At 71.3% G+C, this 23,770-nt stretch carries 20 protein-coding genes; 8 read left to right on the top strand and 12 right to left on the bottom strand.

Going from position 1 to position 23,770, the window contains the following annotated elements; genetic code table 11:
* Window positions 1-21: 21 nt before the first annotated feature.
* Window positions 22-846, bottom strand: coding sequence for an SIR2 family NAD-dependent protein deacylase (locus tag AC3AGO_RS09025; RefSeq protein WP_487819624.1), 825 nt, complete (start codon window positions 844-846; stop codon window positions 22-24).
* Window positions 847-1,100: 254 nt separating this feature from the next.
* Between AC3AGO_RS09025 and AC3AGO_RS09020 the strand changes: the two genes are divergently transcribed.
* The 8 genes from AC3AGO_RS09020 (at window position 1,101) to AC3AGO_RS08985 (ending at window position 11,085) form a co-directional block, all read left to right on the top strand.
* Window positions 1,101-2,720, top strand: a complete 1,620-nt coding sequence (locus AC3AGO_RS09020) for an ABC transporter substrate-binding protein (RefSeq protein WP_487819623.1) — start codon at window positions 1,101-1,103, stop codon at window positions 2,718-2,720.
* The gene (locus AC3AGO_RS09015) at window positions 2,717-3,670 is read left to right on the top strand and encodes an ABC transporter permease (protein WP_487819622.1); all 954 of its coding nucleotides are present in this window, start codon (window positions 2,717-2,719) and stop codon (window positions 3,668-3,670) included. The genes AC3AGO_RS09020 and AC3AGO_RS09015 overlap by 4 nt, the downstream gene beginning before the upstream one ends.
* Window positions 3,667-4,593, top strand: coding sequence for an ABC transporter permease (locus AC3AGO_RS09010; protein WP_487819621.1), 927 nt, complete (start codon window positions 3,667-3,669; stop codon window positions 4,591-4,593). Before AC3AGO_RS09015 ends, AC3AGO_RS09010 begins: the two co-directional genes overlap by 4 nt.
* On the top strand, window positions 4,590-5,609 hold the full coding sequence (locus tag AC3AGO_RS09005) for an ABC transporter ATP-binding protein (RefSeq protein WP_487819620.1): 1,020 nt from the start codon (window positions 4,590-4,592) through the stop codon (window positions 5,607-5,609). The genes AC3AGO_RS09010 and AC3AGO_RS09005 overlap by 4 nt, the downstream gene beginning before the upstream one ends.
* Window positions 5,606-6,640 (top strand): ABC transporter ATP-binding protein, encoded by a 1,035-nt coding sequence (locus AC3AGO_RS09000; RefSeq protein WP_487819619.1) that lies wholly within the window; start codon window positions 5,606-5,608, stop codon window positions 6,638-6,640. Before AC3AGO_RS09005 ends, AC3AGO_RS09000 begins: the two co-directional genes overlap by 4 nt.
* Window positions 6,641-6,658: 18 nt before the next feature.
* Window positions 6,659-8,455 carry a gamma-glutamyltransferase family protein gene (locus AC3AGO_RS08995; RefSeq protein ID WP_487819618.1) on the top strand — a complete coding sequence of 599 codons (1,797 nt, stop codon included), beginning with the start codon at window positions 6,659-6,661 and terminating at the stop codon, window positions 8,453-8,455.
* 94 nt (window positions 8,456-8,549) lie between these two features.
* On the top strand, window positions 8,550-9,368 hold the full coding sequence (locus AC3AGO_RS08990) for an inositol monophosphatase family protein (RefSeq protein WP_487819617.1): 819 nt from the start codon (window positions 8,550-8,552) through the stop codon (window positions 9,366-9,368).
* Window positions 9,369-9,669: 301 nt separating this feature from the next.
* Window positions 9,670-11,085 carry a phytoene desaturase family protein gene (locus tag AC3AGO_RS08985; RefSeq protein ID WP_487824581.1) on the top strand — a complete coding sequence of 472 codons (1,416 nt, stop codon included), beginning with the start codon at window positions 9,670-9,672 and terminating at the stop codon, window positions 11,083-11,085.
* A 37-nt stretch (window positions 11,086-11,122) separates the two neighbouring features.
* Here the strand turns inward: AC3AGO_RS08985 and AC3AGO_RS08980 are convergent, their stop codons facing one another.
* From AC3AGO_RS08980 to AC3AGO_RS08930, 11 genes are all read right to left on the bottom strand, one after another.
* Window positions 11,123-12,541 (bottom strand): ABC transporter substrate-binding protein, encoded by a 1,419-nt coding sequence (locus AC3AGO_RS08980; protein ID WP_487819616.1) that lies wholly within the window; start codon window positions 12,539-12,541, stop codon window positions 11,123-11,125.
* Window positions 12,538-13,386: a carbohydrate ABC transporter permease gene (locus AC3AGO_RS08975; RefSeq protein ID WP_487819615.1), complete on the bottom strand. Its 849-nt coding sequence runs from the start codon at window positions 13,384-13,386 to the stop codon at window positions 12,538-12,540. The genes AC3AGO_RS08980 and AC3AGO_RS08975 overlap by 4 nt, the downstream gene beginning before the upstream one ends.
* Entirely contained in the window at window positions 13,383-14,354 is a 972-nt protein-coding gene (locus tag AC3AGO_RS08970; RefSeq protein ID WP_487824580.1) for a carbohydrate ABC transporter permease, read from the bottom strand. The genes AC3AGO_RS08975 and AC3AGO_RS08970 overlap by 4 nt, the downstream gene beginning before the upstream one ends.
* 407 nt (window positions 14,355-14,761) lie before the next feature.
* A complete protein-coding gene (locus AC3AGO_RS08965; protein ID WP_487819614.1) occupies window positions 14,762-15,403 on the bottom strand; it encodes a hypothetical protein in 642 nt (213 codons plus the stop codon).
* Window positions 15,404-16,230: 827 nt separating this feature from the next.
* Window positions 16,231-16,512: a DUF6881 domain-containing protein gene (locus tag AC3AGO_RS08960; protein ID WP_487819613.1), complete on the bottom strand. Its 282-nt coding sequence runs from the start codon at window positions 16,510-16,512 to the stop codon at window positions 16,231-16,233.
* A gap of 25 nt (window positions 16,513-16,537) precedes the next feature.
* Window positions 16,538-16,789 (bottom strand): DNA-binding protein, encoded by a 252-nt coding sequence (locus AC3AGO_RS08955; RefSeq protein WP_487819612.1) that lies wholly within the window; start codon window positions 16,787-16,789, stop codon window positions 16,538-16,540.
* Complete coding sequence (locus tag AC3AGO_RS08950) at window positions 16,786-17,196, bottom strand: hypothetical protein (RefSeq protein WP_487819611.1); 411 nt, start codon at window positions 17,194-17,196, stop codon at window positions 16,786-16,788. The genes AC3AGO_RS08955 and AC3AGO_RS08950 overlap by 4 nt, the downstream gene beginning before the upstream one ends.
* Before the next feature lie 123 nt (window positions 17,197-17,319).
* Window positions 17,320-17,748 carry a hypothetical protein gene (locus AC3AGO_RS08945; protein ID WP_487819610.1) on the bottom strand — a complete coding sequence of 143 codons (429 nt, stop codon included), beginning with the start codon at window positions 17,746-17,748 and terminating at the stop codon, window positions 17,320-17,322.
* 438 nt (window positions 17,749-18,186) lie between these two features.
* Window positions 18,187-18,408 (bottom strand): hypothetical protein, encoded by a 222-nt coding sequence (locus AC3AGO_RS08940; protein WP_487819609.1) that lies wholly within the window; start codon window positions 18,406-18,408, stop codon window positions 18,187-18,189.
* Between the two features lie 10 nt (window positions 18,409-18,418).
* Entirely contained in the window at window positions 18,419-23,044 is a 4,626-nt protein-coding gene (locus AC3AGO_RS08935; protein ID WP_487819608.1) for a putative T7SS-secreted protein, read from the bottom strand.
* Complete coding sequence (locus AC3AGO_RS08930; protein ID WP_487819607.1) at window positions 23,044-23,700, bottom strand: hypothetical protein; 657 nt, start codon at window positions 23,698-23,700, stop codon at window positions 23,044-23,046. Before AC3AGO_RS08930 ends, AC3AGO_RS08935 begins: the two co-directional genes overlap by 1 nt.
* Window positions 23,701-23,770: the final 70 nt, after the last annotated feature.

Here is a 23,770-nt window from a genome sequence, read left to right as displayed (position 1 = left end):
TGCGACCGGTGTCCATGATGATCACTCGCCGAAGCCCGTCTCGCGCAGGGTCTCCTCCGTGCGTGCGGAGGTGTCGCCGCGTCCTGAGCGGCCCTTGCCGATGAAGGGCTCGGTTCCCGCAGGGGCCAGGCTCTCCAGGAGGCGGGGCAGCGCCTCGCCGATCGGGTCGCGGACTACCTCGTCGGCGAGGTCGTCGTACGGGGTGGGTTCCGCGTTCACGATGACGAGGCGCGCGCCGTGGTCGACGGCGAGGCCCGCGAGCGACGCCGCGGGCTGGACCTGGAGGCTCGTGCCGACCGCGAGGAGCGTGTCGCACGACTTCGCGACCGTCATCGCCTCGCCCAGCACCTCCGGGTCCAGGGCCTGGCCGAACATCACCGTCGCCGACTTCAGGATGCCGCCGCACGCCTCGCACGCCGGGTCCGGGTCGCCGGCCTCGACCCGCTCCAGGGTCTCCGCCATCGGGGACCGCGCACCACACCCGGTGCACAGCACGGTCCGTGAACTGCCGTGCAGCTCCAGCACCTTGCGGTCCGGGAGACCCGCGAGCTGGTGCAGCCCGTCGACGTTCTGGGTGATGACCCGTACGGGCACGCCGGAGCGCTCCAGCCGGGCCACCGCCTCGTGCGCGGCGTTCGGGCGGGCGCTCCACGTCGTGCTCTCCCGCCGCATCCGCCAGGAGCGGCGCCGGATCTCGGGGTCGTTCATGTAGTAGTCGTACGTGACGAGCTTCTCCGCCTCCGGGTCGCGGCGCCAGAGGCCCTGCGGGCCGCGGTAGTCGGGGATGCCGGAGTCCGTGGAGATCCCCGCGCCGGTGAGCAGGGCGACCAATCGCGGTGCTGACATGTGGGCAGGGTAACGCCGCCGTTCCTCGTGTGGCCCGGGCGTTGCTGGGCGGGTGCGGTTCCGCCGGGGTTTGCGCAGTTCCCCGCGCCCCTTGTCCGCGCCCCCCGTTCGCGCCGTTCCCCGCGCCCCTTGTTCGGCGGGTCGTACCTGCGCAAACGACCAAACGATCAAGCGTGTACGCGGTCTTGTCAGGTGACTGCATACGGCATACGGTCGCCCGCATTCCGCGCCAAGTCCCCAGGAGGTGGGGGTCGTTGCACTGCCGCAGACGCCGGACCGCCCTCGTCGCGGCCGTGCTCCTCGCGACGGCCACGGCCGGCTGCGCCCCGCTGACGACGGCCGCCACGGACGCCGGGCAGGTGCGCATGAGGGACGACCGGCCCGTACGGGACGGCGGCACGCTGACCGTCGGCTTCAAGTCCGACCCCGACAAGCTCGACCCGAGCCTCGGCTCCACGCTCGTCGGCCGCACCGTGTTCGCGGCCATGTGCCAGAAGCTGTACGACACCGACGCGCACAACCGCATCCGGCCCCAACTGGCCACCGCCCTCCCGAAGGTGACCGACCGCGGCAGGACCGTCACCATCCCCGTACGGGACGACGCCCGGTTCAGCGACGGCACCCGCCTCGACGCCCGCGCCGTCCGCACCTCGCTGCTGCGCCACCGTGATCTGCCCGCCTCGGCGCGCGCCAGCGAGCTGGAACCGGTGCGCAGGGTGCGGGTCCTGGACGGGAACCGGGTGCGGATCCGGCTGAGCGAGCCGTACGAGCCGCTGCTCGGCGCGCTCGCCGACCGGTCCGGGATGATCATGTCGCCGCGGGCGCTGAAGAAGTACGGGGACGACTTCGCGGCGCACCCCTCCTGCGTCGGCCCGTTCCGCTTCGTGGAGCGGGTGACGGGCGACCGGATCGTGCTGGAGAAGGATCCGCACTACTACGACGCGGACAAGGTGCCGTTGAGGAAGGTCGTCTACCGCACGATCGTCGACGGCAACGTCCGCCTCGCCAACATCCGTTCGGGGGATGTGCAGATCGGCGACCAGACGGCGCCGCTGGAGGTGCAGAGCGCGCTGACCGACGACAAGCTGCGGCTCTTCAACTCGCCCGCGCTCGGCTACCAGGGCATCACCGTCAACGTCGCCAACCGGAACGGTGTCGGCGAGCCGCCCGCCCGTACCGGCAAGCCGCTTGCCCAAGACCGCCGGATACGCGAGGCGTTCGCGCTCTCCCTCGACCGGAAGCTGATCAACGAGATCGTCTTTCAGGGCATGTACGACCCGGCGTGCGGCCCCGTCGCTCCCTCCAGCGAACTCGGCTCGCCCGAGAAGTGCCCCGGCCGCGATCTGAGGAAGGCGAAACGGCTGCTGCGCGAGGCGGGCGTCAAGGGCCCGGTGCCGGTCGAACTCGCCGTCTCCACCACCGTCGAGGACCAGCGGCTCGGGCAGGTCGTGCAGGCCATGGCCAAGGACGCGGGCATCGACGTACGGCTGCGGCCCACCGAGTTCGCCACCCTCCTCGAACACGCCGACGCGGGTGACTTCGAGGCCGCGTCGATGGGCTGGTCCGGACGGCTCGACCCGGCGGGCAACACCGACGCGTTCGCGCAGACCCGCGGCTCGGAGAACCGTTCCGGCATCTCCGACCCGCAGATCGACCGGCTCGTCGCCGAGGGCCGGAGAACTGCGGACGACGGTGAACGCCGCCGCATCTACCGGGAGTTGAGCGCCGCCATCAACCGGCAGCACGCCATCGTCTATCTGTACCGGCAGCGCAACTACGTCGTCGCCTCGCGGGACGTCGCCGGGGTGCGGGTGTACGGGGACGGTCTGATCCGCGTGGACCGCGCGGGCTACACCGAGGGGGCCGCGAAGTGACCCGCTATCTGCTGCGCCGGCTCGGCCAGTCCGTACTGACCCTGTTCCTCGTCAGCGTCGTCGTCTTCGCCGGGGTACGTGCCATGCCCGGCGACACGGCCCGCGCCCTCGCGGGCGAGGAGTCCACGCCGGAGGCGCTGGCCGCCGTCCGCGCGCAGTACGGGCTGGACGAGAACATCGCCGTGCAGTACGCCCGTTACCTCCAGCACGCCGTCACCGGCGACCTCGGCACCTCGGCCCGTACGGGGCTTCCCGTACTGGACGGCATCCTCGGCGCGCTGCCCGTCACCCTCGAACTGGCAGCGCTCTCCCTGCTGCTGGCCGTCGTCCTCGGCGTCGGTACGGGGATCGTCGCCGCCGTACGGCGCGGCCGCCCCGAGGAGTGGCTGGTCAACGCGGTGGCGCTGCTCGGCCTCTCCGTGCCCAACTTCTGGCTCGGCATCGTGCTCATCCTCGGCTTCGCCATCGCGCTGCCGGTGTTCGCCGCGTCCGGCTATGTGCCGTTCGGCACCGACCCGTTGGAGAACCTGCAGCGCATGGTGCTGCCCGCGATCGTCCTCGGCACCGGCCTCGCCGCCGTGCTGATGCGGCAGACACGGGCCGCGATGCTGGAGGCGCTGTCCGCCGACTACGTCCGTACCGCGCGCGCCAAGGGACTCACCCGCCGGCAGGTCCTCGGCGGGCACGCCCTGCGCAACTCCCTGGTCACCGTGGTGACCGTACTCGGCCTGCAGTTGGGCCACCTCATCTCCGGCGCCGTCGTCACCGAGCAGATCTTCGTGCTGCCCGGCTTCGGCAAGCTGATGATCGACGCCGTGTTCACCCGGGACTACGCGATGGTGCAGGGCGTCGTCCTCTTCACCGCGAGCGCCTACATCCTCGTCAACCTGGCCGTGGACCTGCTTTATTCGGTCATCGACCCGCGGATCCGGCTGGGAGGGGCCCAGTGAGCAGCACAGCGCGCACACAGCAGCCCGAGCACGCCCCGGACACCGCCGCCCCCGAGGCGGACCCGGCCGCCGCGCCCCCACCGCACGCGGAGCTCTCCGCGCTGCGCCGACTGCGGCGCAACAGGCCCGCGTTCGCCGGCGCCGTCATCGCCGCACTGGTGGTCCTCGCCGCCGTCGCGGCCCCGCTGCTGGCGCCGTACGACCCGGCGCGCGCCGACTTCGGGGCCGCGCTCCAGGGCCCCGGCTGGAGCCACTGGCTCGGCACCGACGACCTCGGCCGGGACCAGCTGTCGCGGGTGCTGTACGGGGCGCGGGCCTCGGTGCAGGTCGGTGTGGCGGCGGTGGCCCTGACGTTCGTCGTGGGCGTCCCGCTCGGGCTGGCCGCCGGCTACTACGGGCGGTTCGCGGACTCCGCGGTCTCCCGCCTCACGGACACCCTGCTGGCCTTCCCGTTCCTGGTGCTGGCCGTCGGGCTCGCGGCGGTGCTCGGCCCCTCCCTGCTGAACGCGACGATCGCCATCGGCGTCTATCTGCTGCCGCAGGTCGTCCGGGTCACCCGCGCCGAGACGCTGCGGCTGAAACACCTCGACTACGTGGGCGCGGCCATCGCGAGCGGCGGCGGCGACGGCACCGTACTGTTCCGGCACATCCTCCCGAACGCCGTGTCCGCGCTGATCGTCCAGGCCACCGTCGGTATCCCCACCGCCATCATCAGCGAGGCGCTGCTGAGCTTCCTCGGCCTGGGAGTCCAGCCGCCCGACCCGTCGCTGGGCGTGATGCTGTCCAGCGCCCAGCCGTACATCGCCGCGGCCCCGTGGATGGCGGTGTTCCCCGGGCTCGTGATCGTCGCGGCGACCCTGGCGTTCAATCTGTTCGGCGACGGGCTGCGGGACATCCTCGACCCGAAGGGGGTACGACGGTGACCGGTACGCATCCGGCGGGCCCCGGTACGCAGGCCGGCGGCCCCGTGCTGCGCGTCCGCGACCTGAGCGTCGTCTTCGCGGGGGAGGGCGGCCGTACGGTGCACGCCGTCGACGGCGTCGGCTTCGACGTCGCACGGGGTGAAGTCCTCGCCGTGGTGGGCGAGTCCGGCTGCGGCAAGTCCGTCACCTCGCTGGCCCTCATGGGGCTGCTGCCGTCGAACGCGACCGTCACCGGCTCCGTCGCGCTGCACGGGCGCGAACTCGCCGGCTCGGGCGAACGCGAGCTCCGGGACGTCCGCGGCAAGGACATCGCGATGGTGTTCCAGGAGCCCATGACCTCCCTCAACCCGGTGCTGACCGTCGGCCGCCAGATCGGCGAAGTCCTGCGCCGGCACCGGGGGATGAGCCGCAGGGAAGCGCGGGAGCGGGCCGTCGAACTGCTGGAACTCGTCGGCATCCCCGCGCCCCGCCGCCGCGCCGCCGAGTATCCGCACCAGCTGTCCGGCGGCATGCGGCAGCGCGTGATGATCGCCGTCGCGGTGGCCTGCGACCCCGCCGTACTCATCGCCGACGAGCCGACGACAGCCCTCGACGTCACCGTGCAGGCCGGCGTCCTGGAGGTCCTGACGTCGCTGCGCGAACGGCTCGGCACGGCCGTCGTCCTCATCACGCACGACCTGGGCGTCGTCGCGGACACCGCCGACCGGGTGCTGGTCATGTACGCGGGCCGGACCGTCGAACAGGCCCCGGTGGCCGAGCTGTTCGACGGTCCGCGGCACCCGTACACCCGCGGCCTGCTCGACGCGGTACCCCGACCCGGAACGGCCCGCTCCGGGGCCCGGCTGCGGGAGATACCCGGCCTGGTGCCCAGCCTGGGCAGCATCCCCGACCACTGCGCGTTCGCGCCGCGCTGCGCGGCGGCCGACGACGTCTGTACGGCGTCCCGGCCCCCGCTGGAGGAGACGGCCCCGGACCATCTGGCGGCCTGCCGGCACCCCCTGGAGGCGGCACGATGACGCACAGCTCACCCCCTGTCCCCGAACCCGCTTCACCTCCGGCTCTCGAAGTGGACGGCCTCACCCGGCACTTCGGCTCCCGCGGCGGCACCGTACGCGCCGTCGACGGGGTGTCGTTCCGCATCGGACGCGGCGAAGTCGTCGGCCTCGTCGGCGAGTCGGGCTCCGGAAAGTCCACCGTCGGACAGTGCGTCGTACGCCTCGACGAACCCACCGGCGGCACCGTCCACATCGCCGGCACCGACGTCACCCGCCTCTCCCGCCGCGCTCTCCGCCCGCTCCGCAAAGGCTTCCACCTCGTCCACCAGGACTCCGGCGCCTCCCTCGACCCGCGCATGAGCGTCGCCGCGCTCGTCGCCGAGCCGCTGCGGCTGCACCGCGTCGCCCGCGGCGACACCCTCCGCGACCGCGTCGCCGGCCTGCTGCGGCAGGTCGGACTGCGGCCCGAACTCGCCCAGCGGCGCCCGCACGAACTGTCCGGCGGGCAGCGGCAGCGCGTGTCGCTGGCCCGCGCCCTGTCGGTGGGCCCCGAACTGCTCGTCGCCGACGAACCGACCTCCGCACTCGACGTGTCCGTGCAGGCGTCCGTTCTCAACCTCCTCGCCGACCTGCAACGCGACCGCGGCTTCGGGTGCCTGTTCATCACCCACGACCTCGCCGCCGTCGAATACCTCGCCGACCGCATCGCGGTCATGTACCTCGGCCGGATCGTCGAACAGGCCCCCGCCGCCGACCTGTTCGCGCGGCCCCGGCACCCGTACACGCAGGCCCTGCTGTCCGCCGTACCCGTCCCCGACGTGACCGTGCAGCGCACCCGGCAGCGCATCGTGCTGCACGGCGAACCGCCCAGCCCGCTCGCCGTCCCGCCCGGCTGCCGCTTCCACACCCGCTGCCCCGTGGCGGAGGACCGCTGCCGCAGTCACGAGCCCGCGCTGCGGGCCCTGCCCGGCGGCGGCGAGGCCGCCTGCCATCTGATCACCGAGGACGGTACGCCGCCGGACGCGGCGGCCGCCCCCTCCCGCACCGCGTAACGAGGAGTATCAGCACCCGTGTTCACCACCCGCCCCACCCTGCAGGGCACCTTCGGCATGGCCGCCTCCACCCACTGGCTCGCCTCGCAGAGCGCCATGGCCGTCCTGGAGGACGGCGGCAACGCGTACGACGCCGCCGTCGCCGCCGGCTTCGTACTGCACGTCGTCGAGCCGCACCTGAACGGCCCCGCAGGCGAGGTGCCCGCGATCCTCGCCCCCGCGGGCGGACCCGTACGGGTGCTGTGCGGGCAGGGCGTCGCACCGCGCGGCGCGAGCGCCGCGCACTACACCTCGCTCGGCCTGGACCTGGTGCCCGGCACGGGCCCGCTGGCCGCCGCCGTGCCCGGCGCGTTCGACGCGTGGATGCTGCTGCTGCGCGACTACGGCAGCAAGCCCCTCGCGGACGTGCTCCGTTACGCCATCGGCTACGCCGAGTACGGGCACCCCGTCGTGGAACGGGTGGGGGAGACCGTGGAGTCCGTACGGGAACTGTTCGAGACCGAGTGGACCGGCTCCGCCGACCTCTACCTGCGCGGCGGCCGCTCCCCGGCCCCCGGCACCCTCTTCAGGAACCCCTCCCTGGCGGCCACTTGGCGCCGCCTGCTCAGCGAGGCCGAAGCCGGCGGCGGCCGCGACCGCGAGGCGCAGATCGAGGCGGCCCGGCACACCTGGCGCACCGGATTCATCGCGGAAGCCCTGGTCAAGGCAGCCCGCACCCCGACACTCGACACGAGCGGCGAACGGCACACCGGCACCCTCACCGCCGAGGACCTCGCGGGCTGGCAGGCCACCTACGAGGAACCCGTACGGTACGACTGGAACGGCTGGACCGTCTGCAAGGCCGGCCCCTGGTCCCAGGGCCCCGCGCTGCTCCAGCAACTCGCCCTGGTCCCCGAGGACATCACCTACGGGGACGAGACCTACACGCACCGCCTCGTCGAGGGCGCCAAGCTCGCCATGGCCGACCGGGAGGCCTGGTACGGCGACGCGTCCCCCGTCCCCCTGCACGACCTGCTGTCCCAGGCCTACACCCGCGAACGGCGCGAACTCATCGGCGCGGACGCCTCGTACGACCTGCGCCCCGGACACCCGGCAGGGCTCGCACCCCGGCTCGCCCGGCACGCGACGGCCGTCGCCGCGGGCCACGAGAGCTTCCACCCCACCGGCGCCGCCGGAGCGGGCGAACCGACCGTGTCACGCGACGGCGCCACCCGCGGCGACACCTGCCACCTCGACATCGTCGACCGCTGGGGCAACATGATCAGCGCCACCCCCAGCGGCGGCTGGCTGCACTCCAACCCCGTCGTCCCCGAACTCGGCTTCCCCCTCGGCACCCGCCTCCAGATGACCTGGCTCGACACCGGCCTGCCCAACACCCTCACCCCGGGACGCCGCCCCCGTACGACCCTCACCCCGTCCCTGGCACTCCGTGAGGGGGAACCCGTACTGGCCTTCGGCACCCCCGGCGGCGACCAGCAGGACCAGTGGCAGCTGCACTTCTTCCTCGCCGCGGTCCTCCGCGCACCCGTACGGGGCGGCCTCGACCTCCAGGGCGCCATCGACGCCCCCAACTGGCACACCGAGAGCTTCCCCGGCTCCTTCTACCCGCGCGCCATGCGGCCCGGCCACGTGACCGTCGAACCCGGCATCGGCGCCGGCGTCATCGCCGACCTGCGCCGCCGCGGCCACGTCGTGGAAGTCGGCCCCGCCTGGTCCGAGGGACGGCTCAGCGCCGTGGCCCGCGACCCCCGTACGGGTGTGCTCAGCGCCGCCGCCAACCCCCGCGGCATGCAGGGCTACGCGGTGGGGCGGTGACCGGCCCGCGCCGGGGGCCCGCGGGGCTGAATCGTGACATGTCCGCCGCCGCGGAACGACGGGTACCGCCCCGCAGGCATGGTTTTATGGACACATGATCGACGATGAGCTGGTGGCCCGGGTCGAGCACGCCGTACGGGAAGCCGTCGCGGAGGAGGTCATGCCGCGCTGGCGGCAGCTCGAAGCCGACGAGGTCGACCAGAAGAGCGGACCACACGATCTCGTCACCGTCGCCGACCAGCGAGCCGAGGAACATCTCACCCGCGCCCTGACCGCGCTGCTCCCCGGCTCCGTCGTCGTCGGTGAGGAAGCCGTACACGCCAAACCCGCCATGTACGAGGCGCTGCACGGCGAGGCACCGGTGTGGATCGTCGACCCCGTCGACGGCACCCGGCAGTTCGTCCGCGGCGAGGAGGGCTTCGCCACCCTCGTCGCGCTCGCCCGGCACGGTGACGTCCTCGCCTCCTGGACGTACGCACCGGCCACCGGCGAGATGGCCATAGCGCGCCGCCGCGGCGGAGCCCTCCTCAACGGCGAGTCGCTGCGCGCCGGTTCACCCAAGCCGGACCAGACCCTCCAAGTGGCGACCTCCCACCCGGACTTCACCACAACGGAGCAGAAACGGGCACTGCTCGGCCTGCGTACGGAAGGTGTCGAGCCCCGCCCCTGCGGCTCGGCCGGACTGGAGTATCTGGCCGTGGCCCGCGGTGAACTGGACGCCGTCGCGTTCAGCTGGGAAGCCGCCTGGGACCACGCGGCCGGACTGCTCCTCGTCGCCGAGGCCGGCGGGGCGAGCGCGACCGTCTCGGGAGAGCCGTTCCGCCTCGCCGGTGACAACGCGCTGCCGTTCACCGCGGCGCGGGACGCGGGAACAGTGCGGCGTATGGTGGGGCTGCTGCGCGCCGGCAGCTGACGCGGACCTCGTCAGACCTCGCCGGCGAGGTGCGGAACCTCGGTGGCGCGGCGTGAGGACCTCGACGGCGGGGTGCGGAACCCCGCCGGCGAGACGTGAGGGCCCCCGTGGCGGGGTGCGAGAGCCTCGACGGTGAGGTGAGAGAGCCCCGGTGGCGCGGGGTGCGAGAGCCTCGACGTCGAGGTGAGAGAGCCTCGGTGGCGGGGTGCGAGAGCCCCGCTGGCGGGGTGCGAGAGCCTCGATGGTGAGGTGCGAGAGCCTCGATGGTGAGGTGCGAGGGGAGAGCAGATACGTGACCGCGATCCGTGACGCCGTCGTCGTCGGGGCCGGACCGAACGGCCTCACGGCCGCCGTCGAACTGGCCCGCCGCGGCTGCAGCGTGGAGATCTTCGAGGCCCACGACACGGTGGGCGGCGGCGCCCGCACCGAGGAACTCACCCTGCCCGGCTTCCGGCACGACCCGTGCTCCGCCGTGCACCCCACCGGCGCCGGCTCGCCCGCGTTCCGCTCCATGCCGCTGGAGCGGTACGGGCTGGAGTGGCTGCACCCCGAACTCCCCCTGGCCCAGCCCTTCTCCGACGGCACCGCGGCCGTACTGGCCCACTCCGTCGGTGAGACCGCCATGTCGTTCGGGCCGCGCGACGCCGGCGCCTACCGCCGCCTGGTCGCCCCCTTCACCGGCCACTGGGACACCCTCGCCGCCGACTTCATGGGCCTCGGCTCCGTGCTCAACGGACGGCTGCCGCGCGACCCCGTACGGCTCGCCCGCTTCGGCATGCTCGCCCTGCAGCCGCTCACCTGGATCAACGCCAGATTCCGCGACGAGAAGGCCAAGGCGCTCCTCGCCGGCCTCGCGGGACACGTCATCGCACCGCTGTCCAACCCGCTGATCACCGGCCCCGCGCTGTGCTTCGCGCTCGCCGCGCACGAACACGGCTGGCCCGTGCCGCGCGGCGGCTCCCAGGCCATCTCCGACGCGCTCGCCGGCTACCTGCGCGCCCTCGGCGGCACCGTGCACACCGGCGTCGAAGTGAAGCGGCTCGACGAACTCCCGCCCGCCCGCGCCTACCTCTTCGACACCTCGCCCACCGCGATGGCCCGCCTCGCCGGCCTCGGCAGCGCCTACGACGGCTACCGCTACGGCCCCAGCGCCTTCAAGATCGACTACGCGCTGGACGGGCCCGTCCCGTGGACCGCCGAGGAGGCGCGGCGCGCCGGCACCGTGCACGTGGGGGAGTCCGCCGCGGAGATCGACACCGCGATGCGGGCCGCGGTGGGCGGACGCGCCCCGGAACGGCCCTTCCTGATCACCGCTCAGCCGTCCCTCGTCGACCCCTCACGGGCACCCGAGGGCAAGCACGTGCTCTGGGCGTACGGGCACGTGCCCAACGGCTGGGAGGGCGACGCGACGGAAGCCGTCGAGCGGCAGATCGAACGGTACGCGCCCGGCTTCCGCGACCGCGTGCTCGCCCGCGCCACGTCCGGGCCGCCCCAACTCGCCGCGCGCAACGCCAACTACGTCGGCGGCGACTTCGCCTGCGGCGCGGCGGACGGGCTGCAGCTGGTGCTGCGGCCGAAACTGAAGCGGGTGCCGTACGAGACGGCCCACCCCGCGGTCTTCCTCTGCTCCTCCGCCACCCCGCCCGGCCCGGGCGTCCACGGCATGCCGGGCCACCACGCGGCCCGCGCCGCCTGGCGCCACCTACGCCGAGCGTAACCGCTACGCGGCGGGCCCCGCCGAGGGGCTGCGCCCCTCAAGTCGCATAGCGCCGCAAAATATTGTCGCCGGACGACACCAACCGCCCCCGCAACCCCGCAAGGGACAACCGCCCCGCGTAGAACTCCTGAAACCCCGGCGTGGCGATCTTGTCCTTCCACTCCGGATACCCCCGCACCCGCTGCGCCACCGGCGCCCGCAACGTATCCAGCGCGGCGAGCCCCACATCCCACCCGTACCGCGCACCCTTCGGCATCGAGGGCTGCGACGCGGCCCGCCGCGTCGTGGGCACCAGCCAGTCGCCCGCCGCGAGTTCGGCCGTCGCGGAGGGCGAGAGGAAGTGGGCGATGAACTGCGCCGCGGCCGACGGCGCGGCGCACTCGTAGGACACCGACAGGGTCTGCGCGCTGCTGCCCTGGACCGCGCCGCGCGGCCCCACGGGCGCGGGCAGTACCACCCAGTCGAAGCCCTTCGGCGCCTGTTGCGCGACCTGCTGGCGGAACGCGAAGCCCAGCGGCAGCATCGCGTACCGGCCGGCGAAGAAGCCCGGCAGTGTGTCCGAACCGCCCAGTCCCAGCGCGCTCTTCGCCGCGGACCGGTGCCGGTGCACCTGGTCGTGGATCAGCCGGGGCACTGCCTGCTCGCCCTCGTCGAACCGTACGCGGTGCCCTCCGCCGTCCGGCGTGAAGTACGTTCCGCCGAACCCGGGGGAGAGGCCCAGCGTGACGCTGACCGGCTCCTTGAGGCCCCACGCCACCCCGTACCGGCGCTTCTCGCCCTTCCCGTACGAGAGTTCGCGCGCCACCTCGGCGAACTCCGCCCACGTCCACGGCTTCCGTACGGTCGGCAGCGGCACCCCCGCCGCATCCAGCCGTTTCCGGTCGGCCACCAGGACCCGCGGCTCCTGCAGGAACGGCACCCCGTACAGCTTCCCCTCCCAACGCCCCGTCGCCGCCGCCGTCTCCGGCAGCGTCCGCAGGAACGACGCGGGCAGCAGCGGGCCGAGATCGCGCAGATAGCCGCCGAACGCGAAGTCCGACAGATCGTCCGACGCGTCGTGCACGATGTCCGGCGCCTCACCCGCCTCGAACGACGTCACCAGCTGATCGTGCACGGTGTCCCAACTGCCCTGCTGATACTGGACCTGGACGTCGGGATGCGCCCGGTTCCACTGCGCCACCAGCCGCTTGTTCGCGGCGATCGACTCCTGCTGCCAGGCGAGGGAGAGGAACCGCAGCCGTACGGGCCCGCCCCGCTCCGTACCGCCGGTGCACCCCGTCGCGGCGGCGGCGCCCGCCGCCAGTCCCGCGCCGAGCAACGACCGGCGGCGCAACGACCGTTGGTGCAACGGCCCTCCGCCGGGCCCGAGTTCGCCGTGCCCTGCTGCGTCGTGCCCTGCTGCGTCGAGTGCCCGTTCGGCGGATTCCCGCCGGTTCGCCGCCGCTTCGCCCCTCATCCCTTCACCGCCCCCGTCAGCAGGCCGCCGGTCAGCCGGCGCTGGATCAGCAGGAACAGCAGCAGCGACGGCAGCGTCGCCAGCAGAGCCGCGGCGGCCAGCGGACCCAGATCGGCCGCGCCCTCCTCGCCGATGAACCGCGTCAGCATCAGCGACATGGTCTGATTCCCGGGCGACTTGAGCAGCACCAGCGCGAAGAAGAACTCGTTCCACGCGGTGATGAACGAGAACAGCAGCGTCACCACCAGCCCCGGCGTGAGCAGCGGCAGCACCACGGAACGCAGCGTCCGCCAGCGCCCCGCACCGTCCATCACCGCCGCCTCCTCCAGCTCGCGCGGCACCGCACGCACGAAGCTCTGCAGCATCCACAGCGCGAACGGCAGGCTCCACACGACGTAGACGATCAGCAGCCCGCCCAGCGTGTCGACCAGATGCAGGCCCTTCAGCACGAGGAACAGCGGGATGATGATCAGCACCAGCGGGAACAACTGGCTGACCAGCGTCCACACCAGCGTCGCCCTGCCCAGCCCCGTACGGAACCGGGCCACGGCGTACGCGGCGGGCGCGGCCAGCAGCACACACAGAATCGCCGAACCCCCGGCCACGAGCAGGCTGTTGAGCGCCGACTGCAGCAGCGGCTGCTGGTCCACTGCGGCGGTGAAGTTCCCCGTGGTGGGGTGCCGGGGGATGAGGTCCGGGTCCGCGGATCCCAGTTCGCGCGGCCCCTTGAACGCCACGGACGCCAGCCAGGCGGGCGGGCCGACGAGGAAGAGGAGATAGGCGAGGAGGGCGGCGTACTGGGCCGCGCGTTTGACGCGGCTGGTGTGCGGCGCGCGTGGAGTCATACGTCCACCGCCTTCAGCCGGTTGCGCAGCGACACCGCGAGCAGCACCGCGACGATCGCCGTCATGGCGACACCCATCGCCGCGGCATACCCGAACTGCCCGTAACGGAACGCCTCTTCGTACGCGAACAGCATCGGCAGCCGCGTGCTGCCGCCGGGCCCGCCGTTCGTCAGCACGTACACGAGCCCGAACGAGTTGAAGTTCCAGATGAAGTTGAGCGACGTGATCGCCACGACCACCGGCCGGATGGCCGGCCACGTCACCGCCGTGAACCGGTGCCACGCGCCGGCCCCGTCCAACGCCGCTGCCTCGTACAGTTCGACGGAAATGTTCTGCAGCCCGGCGAGCAGAGTGACGGTCGTCTGCGGCATGCCCGCCCACACGCCGACCAGGATCACGGCGGGCAGCGCGAGGTCGAAGTCCGCCAGCCAGTCGACCGGGTGGTCGAGCAGGCCCACCGCGGTCAGCGCCTCGTTCAGCGCCCCGGCGTCCGGGTGGTACACGAGCCGCCACATGACGCCGACGACCACCTCCGGCATCGCCCACGGTACGAGCGCGAGAGTGCGGGTCAGCCAGCGCAGCCGCAGATTCTGATGCAGCAGCAACGCCAGTCCGAGCGCGAGCACGAACTGCAGCGCCGTCACGGACACCGCCCACAGCAGCCCCACCCCGAACGAGTCCCAGAACAGCGAATCACCCGCGAGTGAGGTGAAGTTGACCGCTCCGGTGAAGTGGCTCTCGGCGGTGCGGCCGAACCGTGCGTCCGTGACGGACAGCCCGATCCCGTACAGCAGCGGCCCCACGCTCAGCAGCAGAATCGGCACAAGAGCGGGCAGGATCAGGAACCAGGCGTCGACGCGGAATCCCGCGGGGCGGGGCCTCGCGGGGCGGGTCCTCGCGGGGCGGGGCCTCTTCGGGCCGCTTCCCGGACTGTGGCGCCGGAAGTGCTTCCGGCCGGCTCGGCTCAGGGACGCCCCGCCGCTCGACGGGGTGCCGGAAGACGGTGACCGGTCGCTTGCGGCTGGCACGTCATCCGGCTCCTCTGCGGCGTGTCGGGGTTCCCCTGGGGGAGGCCCCTGGGGGAGGGTCCCTGGATCGTGACCGCTGCATCCGTGCGGGTCAACAGCCCGTACGGGGTGCGGGGTTGGCCTTCGCTTGTGCTCCGCTCATGGCGAGCCGTGCGCCCCTCCGTACGCGCTGTACGGGGTGCCGATTCCGGTGTACGGGGGCGCTCGCGCTGTGCGGGCCGCGCTTGGTCTGTGCGGGGCGCCTCGCGTGCGGGTCGCGCTTCCCACGTGGGTCCCGTTTCCGGATGCGCGTCGCGCTTTCCGGCGTGCGGGGCGCGACTCTCGTGTCAATCGCGCCCCGTTGTCCCTTACTTGACCGGCTTGCTGATCTCCCCGCGCAAGCCGTCGACACGCTCCGCGAACGCCTTGAGGTCGATGTCCTGCGGGTCCTTGAGCATCGTCCGCGGGTCGGCGTCCGTGACGGACGCCGACGAACCGGGGTCGCCCCACGCGCACACCGCCATCGCCAGCTTCTGCCCCGCCTGCGTCTGCGTGGCGACCTCGCACTTTAGGTCGTCGTCCGCGCCCTTCGGCGTGATCGACTCCCGGGGCACGGCCACGCTCGTACGCGGGTCCTTGTCGATGCCGTCCAGGATCTTGTCCGGCGACGCGTCGGTGGTCCGCTCGGAGTTGATGCCCTGATACAGCACTTGCCCGGTGCCGGCGTCGGCCTTGTACCGGCCCATGTACATCTGGTCGTCGCCGGTCAGCCCAGGTGTCTCCCTGCGTGCCCGGTCGCTCATGTCCTCGGCGAGCGTGAGCTTTCCGTCCTCCAGCGACTTGGGGAGGCTCACGCGGTACCGGGTCTCACTGGGCCCCGGGCCCATGTCGGCAGGGCCGACCACCTCGTAGACCCCGCGGCCGATGATGAAGAGCCCGGCGAGGCACGCCGCGATGATGCCGATCACCTTGGCGGTGTTGTTCTTCTTCGGGGGCGGCGGGCCGCCCATGGGCGGCTGCCCGTAGGGGGGTTGACCGAAGGGGGCCTGTCCGTAAGGGGGTTGACCCGCGGGCGGCTGGCCCCAGCCGGGTGGTGCGGCCTGCGGGGGCGGCGTCCCGTACGGCGACGGCGCCTGCGGGGGAGGCCCGTACGGGGCCGGGGGCGGCTGCTGCGGCGGCCCGCTCGGAGGGCCGAACCCTCCACTGTTCGCCGGCGGTGGCGTCGGTGCGCCCATGTCGAACCCTCCCCGTTGTACGACCCCGTTGATGTTGCCGGGCCACACTACAAGTGGGGTGCGTGGGGCGGGGTTTGCCGGTGTGCGGGGGTGGGTGTGGTGGCTCCGGGGGACCCCGGGACGCATGATTTACGGGCCGCGCCCCCCGACACGTTCGGGCCGAGGGCACATTGGCTGTGCACGGCCCGAAAATCACGCTGTATTGTCCCGGGGCGCCCCCTACACCCCCACCCCCACCCGCGACCACGCAAATGGGGAGGTGGGAGGGGGTGGGGCCGGCCCCCGCTCCACGCTGCGGGCCAACGCCCACCCCGGTGTGGGCACCCCCCCCGCCCTGGTGTGGGCACGCGGTCCGCCCAAGGGGCGGAACGGGTGGGCACACCGGACCGCACCCGCGAGGTCAACGTCCCCCGCACCCAACGCACGCGCACCCCACCCCGTCACGGCGCACCCGAGCAGGGAATCGCACCCAACGCCCGCGCCCCCACGAGGGGTTACCCGCACAGAAGCCCGCCCCGGACGAGGGGATTCCGCACAAGGGGCCCAACGGGACGGGTGCGGGCCCTCACAAGGGAGACCCTCACCGAGCGAACCCACAGGGGCTACCGCTCACGTGCGTGCTCCCACACCCCCAGAAACGCTTCGCGAGAAATCACCCACGCCGAGAACTCAGCCTGACTCCGCACGTCTTCGATCGACCCCACGGGAACCACCCCGAGCCCCATGCTGCCCTCGCTCGCATGCGTCTCGTCCGCCCACGCGGTACGCCCGTCCCGGAACGTCTCGACCTTCCGGGTCTCGTACCCGTCCTCACCGATCTCGTTGTGGATGAGAACGGGCTCATCGTCGAAGTCGTGATGCCACGCAACTTCCCAATACTCCACGCCCCGCGCCCGCGGCGCCGAAGCCTCACTCTGCCGGGGAATGGCGGAACTCCTCGAACCACACCGCGAAATCCTCCGGCCCGTGCAGGGGTACGTCCGGCCCCGCCAACAGGTCCGCCCCGCCCAACCTGTCGAGCGCCCGCCACACGTCATCATCCTTGAGCTCGGCCGAGTCCTCCTCCATAACCGAGACGGCCCACCCGGAAGCCCACTCAGCCGTAACCAGCCCCTCGGCCAACTGCCCCAACACCCCCGCCACCTCATCCCGCAAACTCACCCACACCCCTCCTCAGACGCCGACAGGTGCCCGTCAGCCTTCGACCTGCTCGCATCCACCCGGCCCTCACCAACGGCCCGTTGGGCGGCGGAGGCCGTCGCACGCAGTGCGTGCCAGCGCGGGGCTGTGTCGAGGTTGGGTTCGCACCACAGGTCGGAGATGCCCGGCGACATGTCCTCCAGCAGCGCGTTCACCCGCTGCAGGGCTTCGAGCGCGTCAGCGGAGAGCCGTCCCGCTTCGACCCGGCCGGCGGCGAGACGGAAGACGTCGTCGAATTCGAGGGCGAGTTCGTCGAGACCGACGCCCAGATCCCGTACATAGGCCATCTGCTCGGCAGGATCCTTGCCCAGATTCTCCAGCACACGCGCCAACTCCGCGAAGAACCACTCATTGCCTTCTCGGCACATGACACCCCCCCCGCTCCACTGGCCGGGTCGACGTTACCCCTTCGCGGAACCCACCGCCGCCGCGTTTGCCCCCAATGGCGTCCTCCCCAATGCTGTCGTGGTCGACCTGCTGCGGCATTCCGCTCACTGTCCAGCGTCAAGTGCGGATGCCAACGCTTCGACGGCGGCCTGTAGTTCCGCGTGGGAGTATCCGGTCCGAAGGAACAGCTCTTTCGGGCTGGGGCCCGAAAGTGCAATCGCCAGCGCCTCAGGCCACCAGGAGGCTGCTGTGGAACTGACCGGCACGGTGACCACAGTCGCGGCATCAAATCGGGGCGAAAGAGCATCCAGCGAATGCGCATCGGCAGTGAAGGCGGCGCGTACTTCCGGGGCCCCGTCCAGGAACTGTCGGGCATTCCGCAGCCGGGTGAGCAGGTCGCCTAACGTATCCGGCGTGCATCCGACTTCGGCAAGACGGGCGTCCTCGAACTCGGGAAGTTGGAGCGAGATCTGTACGAGCGCCTTGAACTGGGCCGTGCTGAAGTGGACTTCCCCCTTGGGCCCTGCGCTCACGTGCCTTCTCCCGTGTCGAACCAACCCTGCCCTTCGCCGGGGCCCTTGCCTGATCCCCAACGACCGCAATCCTGCCGAGTAACTCTCCACCGGTGCCGACGTGTTCACTATGAGCATCGAGCCATGCACTCTCCACTCGGCCCGGCCTGACTCGATGTGTCCAGCACGCGTGACTGAGTCGCCCAGGGACTAGATCAGTGACTTGATCGGAGCCCAGGCTTCGCTGTTGAGGCTCCGACGAAACCAGATGGCGAATCAAGCCCAGGAATATATCTCTGGGGACGGTCACCTCGTTCTCTCTAGTAGGGAGGGGGTGAGCCTTCGGTTGTCGAGCGTGCAGAGATAGTTGCCCTTTGCTGTCGAGCTCGTCCGGGCGACACGCGAAAACCCATCTGCGCAACCCGCATTTGTACTGAAATACCGAGTTTTGGTGACAGGTCACTCTTCCCACTCGATAATCCACTGGCCTTCCTGGATGAACTGCTCGAGGGAAGGGAAATCTTCCACCCAGTAATCCCCACCCTGCGTCTTGAATTCATGGTCTGCCGCGATGAGGATAAGATAACTTGGCGGATTTTCCGGGTGAAGTTCCTGGATTTTTACGAATTTTCCTTTCTCGTCTCCGGAGACGATCCTTCCGATCACACCTACTTTGATCACAGCCGGCTCACTATTCCGTCAGGGGTACATGATTGTTCACTCGGGGCTTCTTGTCTCCTGCGTGCTCAAATATTTCGAAATGAACATGCGGGATGTCCGGCCAGTGGTTTCCATCAAGTGAATCTGGGTCCATCCGGAACTGCCGCAATCCGTCAGCGCTACGAAAAACTCCCCGGTTGACCCCAAGCTCCCTGTAGCCGTCTCCGAGGAATTTATCGCCAGCTTCCAACGCTTCATTGGGAGTCATTGGGTGCTGACTGACGATACTCCCTGTGCCGGACCGGGTTTCATCGACCGCCGGATGTTCACACTTCATCAGCCCCAGGGGGTCCGCCCATGTGTGGGGGTTGTCCACGTACGTGGCCGGGTTGGGGGCTGGATCCAATCCGAGGGGGTCCGGGGAGGCGTAGCGGGCCGTTTCCGGGTCGTAGTGGCGGTGGTGGTTGTAGTGGAGGGCTGTTTCGGGGTCGTGGTATTGGCCGGGGAAGCGGAGCGGGGTGTAGGCCGTGGCGTTCGCGGACCATGTTGTGGTGCCCCAGAGGGTGGTGCGGGTGCGCCAGGCGATGTCGCCTTGTTCGTCGAGGAGTTCGGTGGGGGTGCCGATGAGGTCGGTGATGATGGCGAAGAATCGGGAGTCGATCTCCCGCTGGGTCGACTCCTCCACTCGGCGTTCCGTCTGGGCGATCGGCTGCAGGCCGTTGTGGTCCCAGGTGAGGACCACAGGGTCCGGCAATCCCGGCCCGGTCGTGGTCTGTTCGATGAGGGTGGGGCCGTCCCAGGTGAAGTCCACCTGTTCCGCGACCGTTTCGCCGTCGGCGGCGAGGCGTTGTTTGGATAGGCGGCGGCCGAAGGGGTCGTAGCGGTAGCGCCAGACCGTGCCGTCCGGAGTGGTGCAGGCAATCAGGCGGTCTTCGGCGTCCCAGGTGTAGCGCCAGGTGTCCGGTTTTTTCGACAGGCGGGACTTTTGGCGCAGGACCATGCGGCCGGCGGTGTCGTGTTCGTAGCGGACCGCGCCTGCCGACTTGATGCGCGTGCCGGAGTACGTACGCTCACCGCGCGCCTCCGGTGACGCGTGGCGGTCCGGCCAGGCCGCCTGGGTCTGGTTGCCGGCCGCGTCGTAGGCGTACGTTTCCGTCCAGTTGTGGGCGTGGACCGCGGTGACCCGGCCGACCGCATCCACATCGAAGCGGCGCTCGCCGTTCAACTGGTCGTCGATACCGACCAGGTTGCCGTCCGGGCGGTAGTGGTACGAACGGTGCTGGACCGTCCCGGCATCCGGCCCCGTCACGGTCTGAGCGCTCAACCGCCCCGCCGGGTCCCACAGATGCGAAAGCTCCAGGCCCGAACCGCCCACCCGGCGCTCCGTCTCCCGGCCCGCCGCATCATGGCTGAAGGCGAACGTACGCCCCGAGGCCGTCACCGCCGTACGGTTGCCCGCCGCGTCATACGCGAACGTGGAGACCGCCCCGGAGGGGGTGACCCGCCGCACCGACCGGCCCAGCGCGTCGTAAGTGTGCGAGAGCGCCCGCCCGTTGACCAGTTCCGTCTTGATGCGGCCCAGCTTGTCCCGCTGATAGACCAGCTCTACGTCCGGGCCCTGAGCGGACGAGAGCCGGCCCGCCGCGTCGTAGGCGAACGACGTCGATGCCCCCGCCGCGTCCTTGCGCACGATGCGGCCCAGCAGGTCCCGTTCGAAGCGGACCGTCTCACCCAGCGCCGTCGTCCGCGCGACCAACTGGTCTGCCGCATCCAGCTCATAGACAACGGTGCGGTCGTCGAAGTCCGTCTCGGCTACCAGCCGGCCCGCCGGGTCATACGTGTACTCCCACGTCAGCCCCTGCGGATTGGTCACCTGCGAGAGCCGCAGCTCCGCGTCATGGGCGAACTCATAACGCACCCCGTCCGGACCCGTCTGCGCGGTGAGCAGGTCGAAGTGACCGTACTCGTACCGCGTCACCCCGCCACAAGCGTCCACATGCGCAACGCAGTTGCCCTCGCCGTCGTACTCCCACGACTCCTCCCCGCCATCCGGAGCCGTACGACGCGAGAGCCGCCCATCCACCGTCCACGCAAGCCGCGTCACCGCCCCCGCCGGGTCGACCACCGCCGTCGGGCGCCCGAACGCATCCCGCGCATACGACGTGACACCCCCGCCCGGATCGGTGATCTCCACCGGCAGCCCGGCCCCGTCACACCGCACCCGCGTCACAGACCCCAACGGATCGACGACGGAAACGAGTCGACCAGAAGCGTCATACCCGTACGACGTGGTCTGCCCCGCAGGATCCGTCACCGCCACACGGTTGCCCCGCGCGTCGTACTCGGAGCGCCAGCGTGCCCCGTCCGGGCCGACCGTCTCCACGGGGAGACCCAGCACGTCGTACGTCACCGACGTTTCCGTGCCGTCCGGGCGGGTCACTGCCACCACCCGGCCGTCGTCGTCCCGGCGGAGGTGCACCGTACGGCCCAACGCATCGGTCTGCGCGATCTGTTGGCCGTAGCGGTCGTAGTCCGTGCGTACGGTGTGGCCCAGTGGGTCGGTGAGGGCGACGACCTTGCTTGCGTCGTTCACCAGGCGGCGGGTGACGTGTCCGGCGCCCGTCGTGACTGTGGTGACGCGGTGGCCGGTGGTCTCGTCGAAGCCGTCGTAGTCGACGTGCAGCGCTACATGGCCTTCCGGGCTGCCCTCGGAGATGCAGCGGTGCTGGTCGTCGTACGCGTACTCGTAGCGGCGCGCGTTGGAGTCCGTCCAGGCGGTGACCCGGCGCTCCTCGTCGTACTCGAACTCCAGGATGCCGCCGGATGAGTTGAGCACCCCGGTGAGGTTCCCCGCCGCGTCGTAGCCGTACCGGTAGAGCACCTGGTCGCCGCCGTCCGGAGCCGCACCCGCCAGGGCTAGGGAGGCGACGCGGCCGGCTTCGGTGGCGATCTGGAGCCGGTAGCCGCCGGAGTGCACGATGGCTGTCGGTGCGCCCTCCGCGTCGTACTCGAACGTCAGCCGGTTGTCGTTGCGGTCGGCGATCTGCTCCAGCGGGGCCACGCCGTCGTCGCCGCCGGGCGGTGCGTTGAAGTGCCAGATCTGGCCGGAATCCGCGACGTTGAGCACATAGTCGCCGTCGGCCGTGCGCTCCAGGGGCCAGCGCGGGCCCGACACCGGGAGTGTCGGTACGTCGGGGGCCGGATGCGGGTACTGGAGCAGCATGCCGACGTCCGTCACCAGGACGACGCCCTCCGCCGAGACCTCCAGCCGCTGGTCGACGGTGCTCGCCCAGGACGGGCCGAACCAACGGCCCGCCCCGTAGCCGGACTCCACGCGCCGCCGGAACACCAGCGGCAGGGCACCCGGCAGCGCCACATCGGTCTGCGGCAGGAACATCTTGCCCGTGCCGAAGTCGATGGGGTCCGAACCCTTGCCGTCCCGCGCCGAGTTGGGGCCGTCGGACGCGCCGGGACCGTCCTTGTCCAGCTGGTTCAGGCCGGGCGGCTTGCCCTCCGGGGCGTGCTTCGCCAGGCCCGCCAGCTTCTTGACCGCGCCCGCGCCCTTCGTACCGGCCAGCTCGGGGATCAGCCGGCCGATCCCCTCGGCGGGATCCTTCTTGAACGTCTCCCAGGCGCTCTTCAGCGCCGGGCCCGGGTTGTTGGCCGTCTGGACGAGGCCGGTGACGGTGCTGTTGAGGTTGGTGACGTACTCGGCGGGGTGCGTGAGGTTGTACGGGTCGACCGGATTGACGCTGCGGACGAAGTTGTTGAGCCCGGCCGTGCCCTTGACCACACCGCCCACGAGGTGCGAGGCGGCCAGGTTCATTCCGGTGGCGCCGTCGCCGAGCTGGTCGCCGTAGTCCGGCTTCGCGGGCGCCTCGTCGCGGGCGCCCTCCACCGAGCTCTTCGCCCGTCCGGCCGCCTCGTTGCGCTGCCGCCGCGCCTCGTCGAGGAGGTTCTGCGCCTCCTTCCGCAGCGCGTCCCCGGGATCGGTGTCCGGCGGCTTCTCCGGCCCGCCGTCCTTCCCCGGACCGGAGCCGGATCCCGCACCCGTACCCGAGCCGGAAGACCCGCCCTTGTCGTCCTGCCGCGCCTTCTCGTACGCCTCGACCTTGCCCCGGTGGGTGTCCGAAGCGGTCTGCCCCTCCTTGTACTTGGCGACCGCCTCCTTCGCCTGCCCCTGCGCCCACTGCACCGTCCCGGCGAAGTCCGTGAGCGCCTTCGCGGCCTTCTCCAGCGCGTCGGCCGCCTTGAACCACTTGGGCGGCTCCCCGGCCACATGCTCCCGGTACGCGTCCGCCGCCTCGCCCTTGAGGCGGGACGAGTCGACGCCCTTCATGCCGTTGCCGACCTTGTCGAACGCGCCCTGCAGATCCGTCAGATGCTTCGCCGTCCCGCGCAGCTTCTCCGGCGAACCGTGGACGAGTTTCGTCTCGTCCTCCGTCTCGCCGAGCGCCATCTCGCCGACCGTGGCGCCCATGGCGTTGGCCGCCGAGTCGGTCTTGTCGCGCACCCAGTCGGCGCCGCTGTTCCAGCCGGCGGAGTCCATGAGGTCGCCGGCGCGGTCACCCGCCCAGTCGACGCCCTCGCCGACCTTCTCGGTGAGGTCCTCCGCCGCGTCCTCCCACGAGTCGGGTACGAAGTCCCCGAGCCCCATCAGCCCTCACCCCCGCCGGACTGCTGCCCCTGCTGCCCCTGTTGCTGTGACTGCTGCTGTGCGCGCTCCTCCGGTGAGGGGCCGAACGTGTCGTCCACCGCCCGGTCGAAGGCCTGGTCGTCCATGCCGGTGGCGGAGTTCATACGGTCGACGTACTCCCCGCCCGCGCCCTCCGTCATCAGCGAACGGCCGGTGTCCTTCCAGTCCTGGCCCATCTGCGAACCGGCCTCGTCCCAGCCGCCGTAGTCCGGCGTGTTGTCCTGGAGCATCTGCGTGTAGCTCTTGTCCAGGACCTCTTCCTCTGTGGCGTGCGGGTTGCCCGCCAGCGAGTTGGCGCTGATCTTGAGCACGCCGCCCCAGTACTGGTCCTCCTCGTGCAGCATCCCCGCCGACAGACCGACGCGCTGCGCCAGCCCGTTGGCGTTCTGCACGAGCGCCCGTACGCCCCACTCCCAGCGGTCGCAGAAGCCCTCGAAGGCCTCACCGAGACCCGGGTCGCCCGCCTCCATCTTGGACATCTGGAGGCTGTTCATCCCGCTGCCCATCAGGGAATCCGTGGCCGAACCGAACTCCTTGAGCTCGTCGATGGCGCCCTGCAGCCCCTTGGTGATCTGGTCGACGGACTCCTTGTCGAAGCCCAGTTCTTCCGCGCCCATGTGTCGACTCCCCGTCCTCCCCGCCGGCAACTCCTTCACCTTACGAAGAGCCGCGCTCCTGGGGAACGGT

This window comes from Streptomyces sp. BL1 (assembly GCF_057628045.1).
The sequence above is the reverse complement of the archived record's forward strand: the minus strand, read 5'-3'. Positions and strand labels throughout refer to the sequence as shown.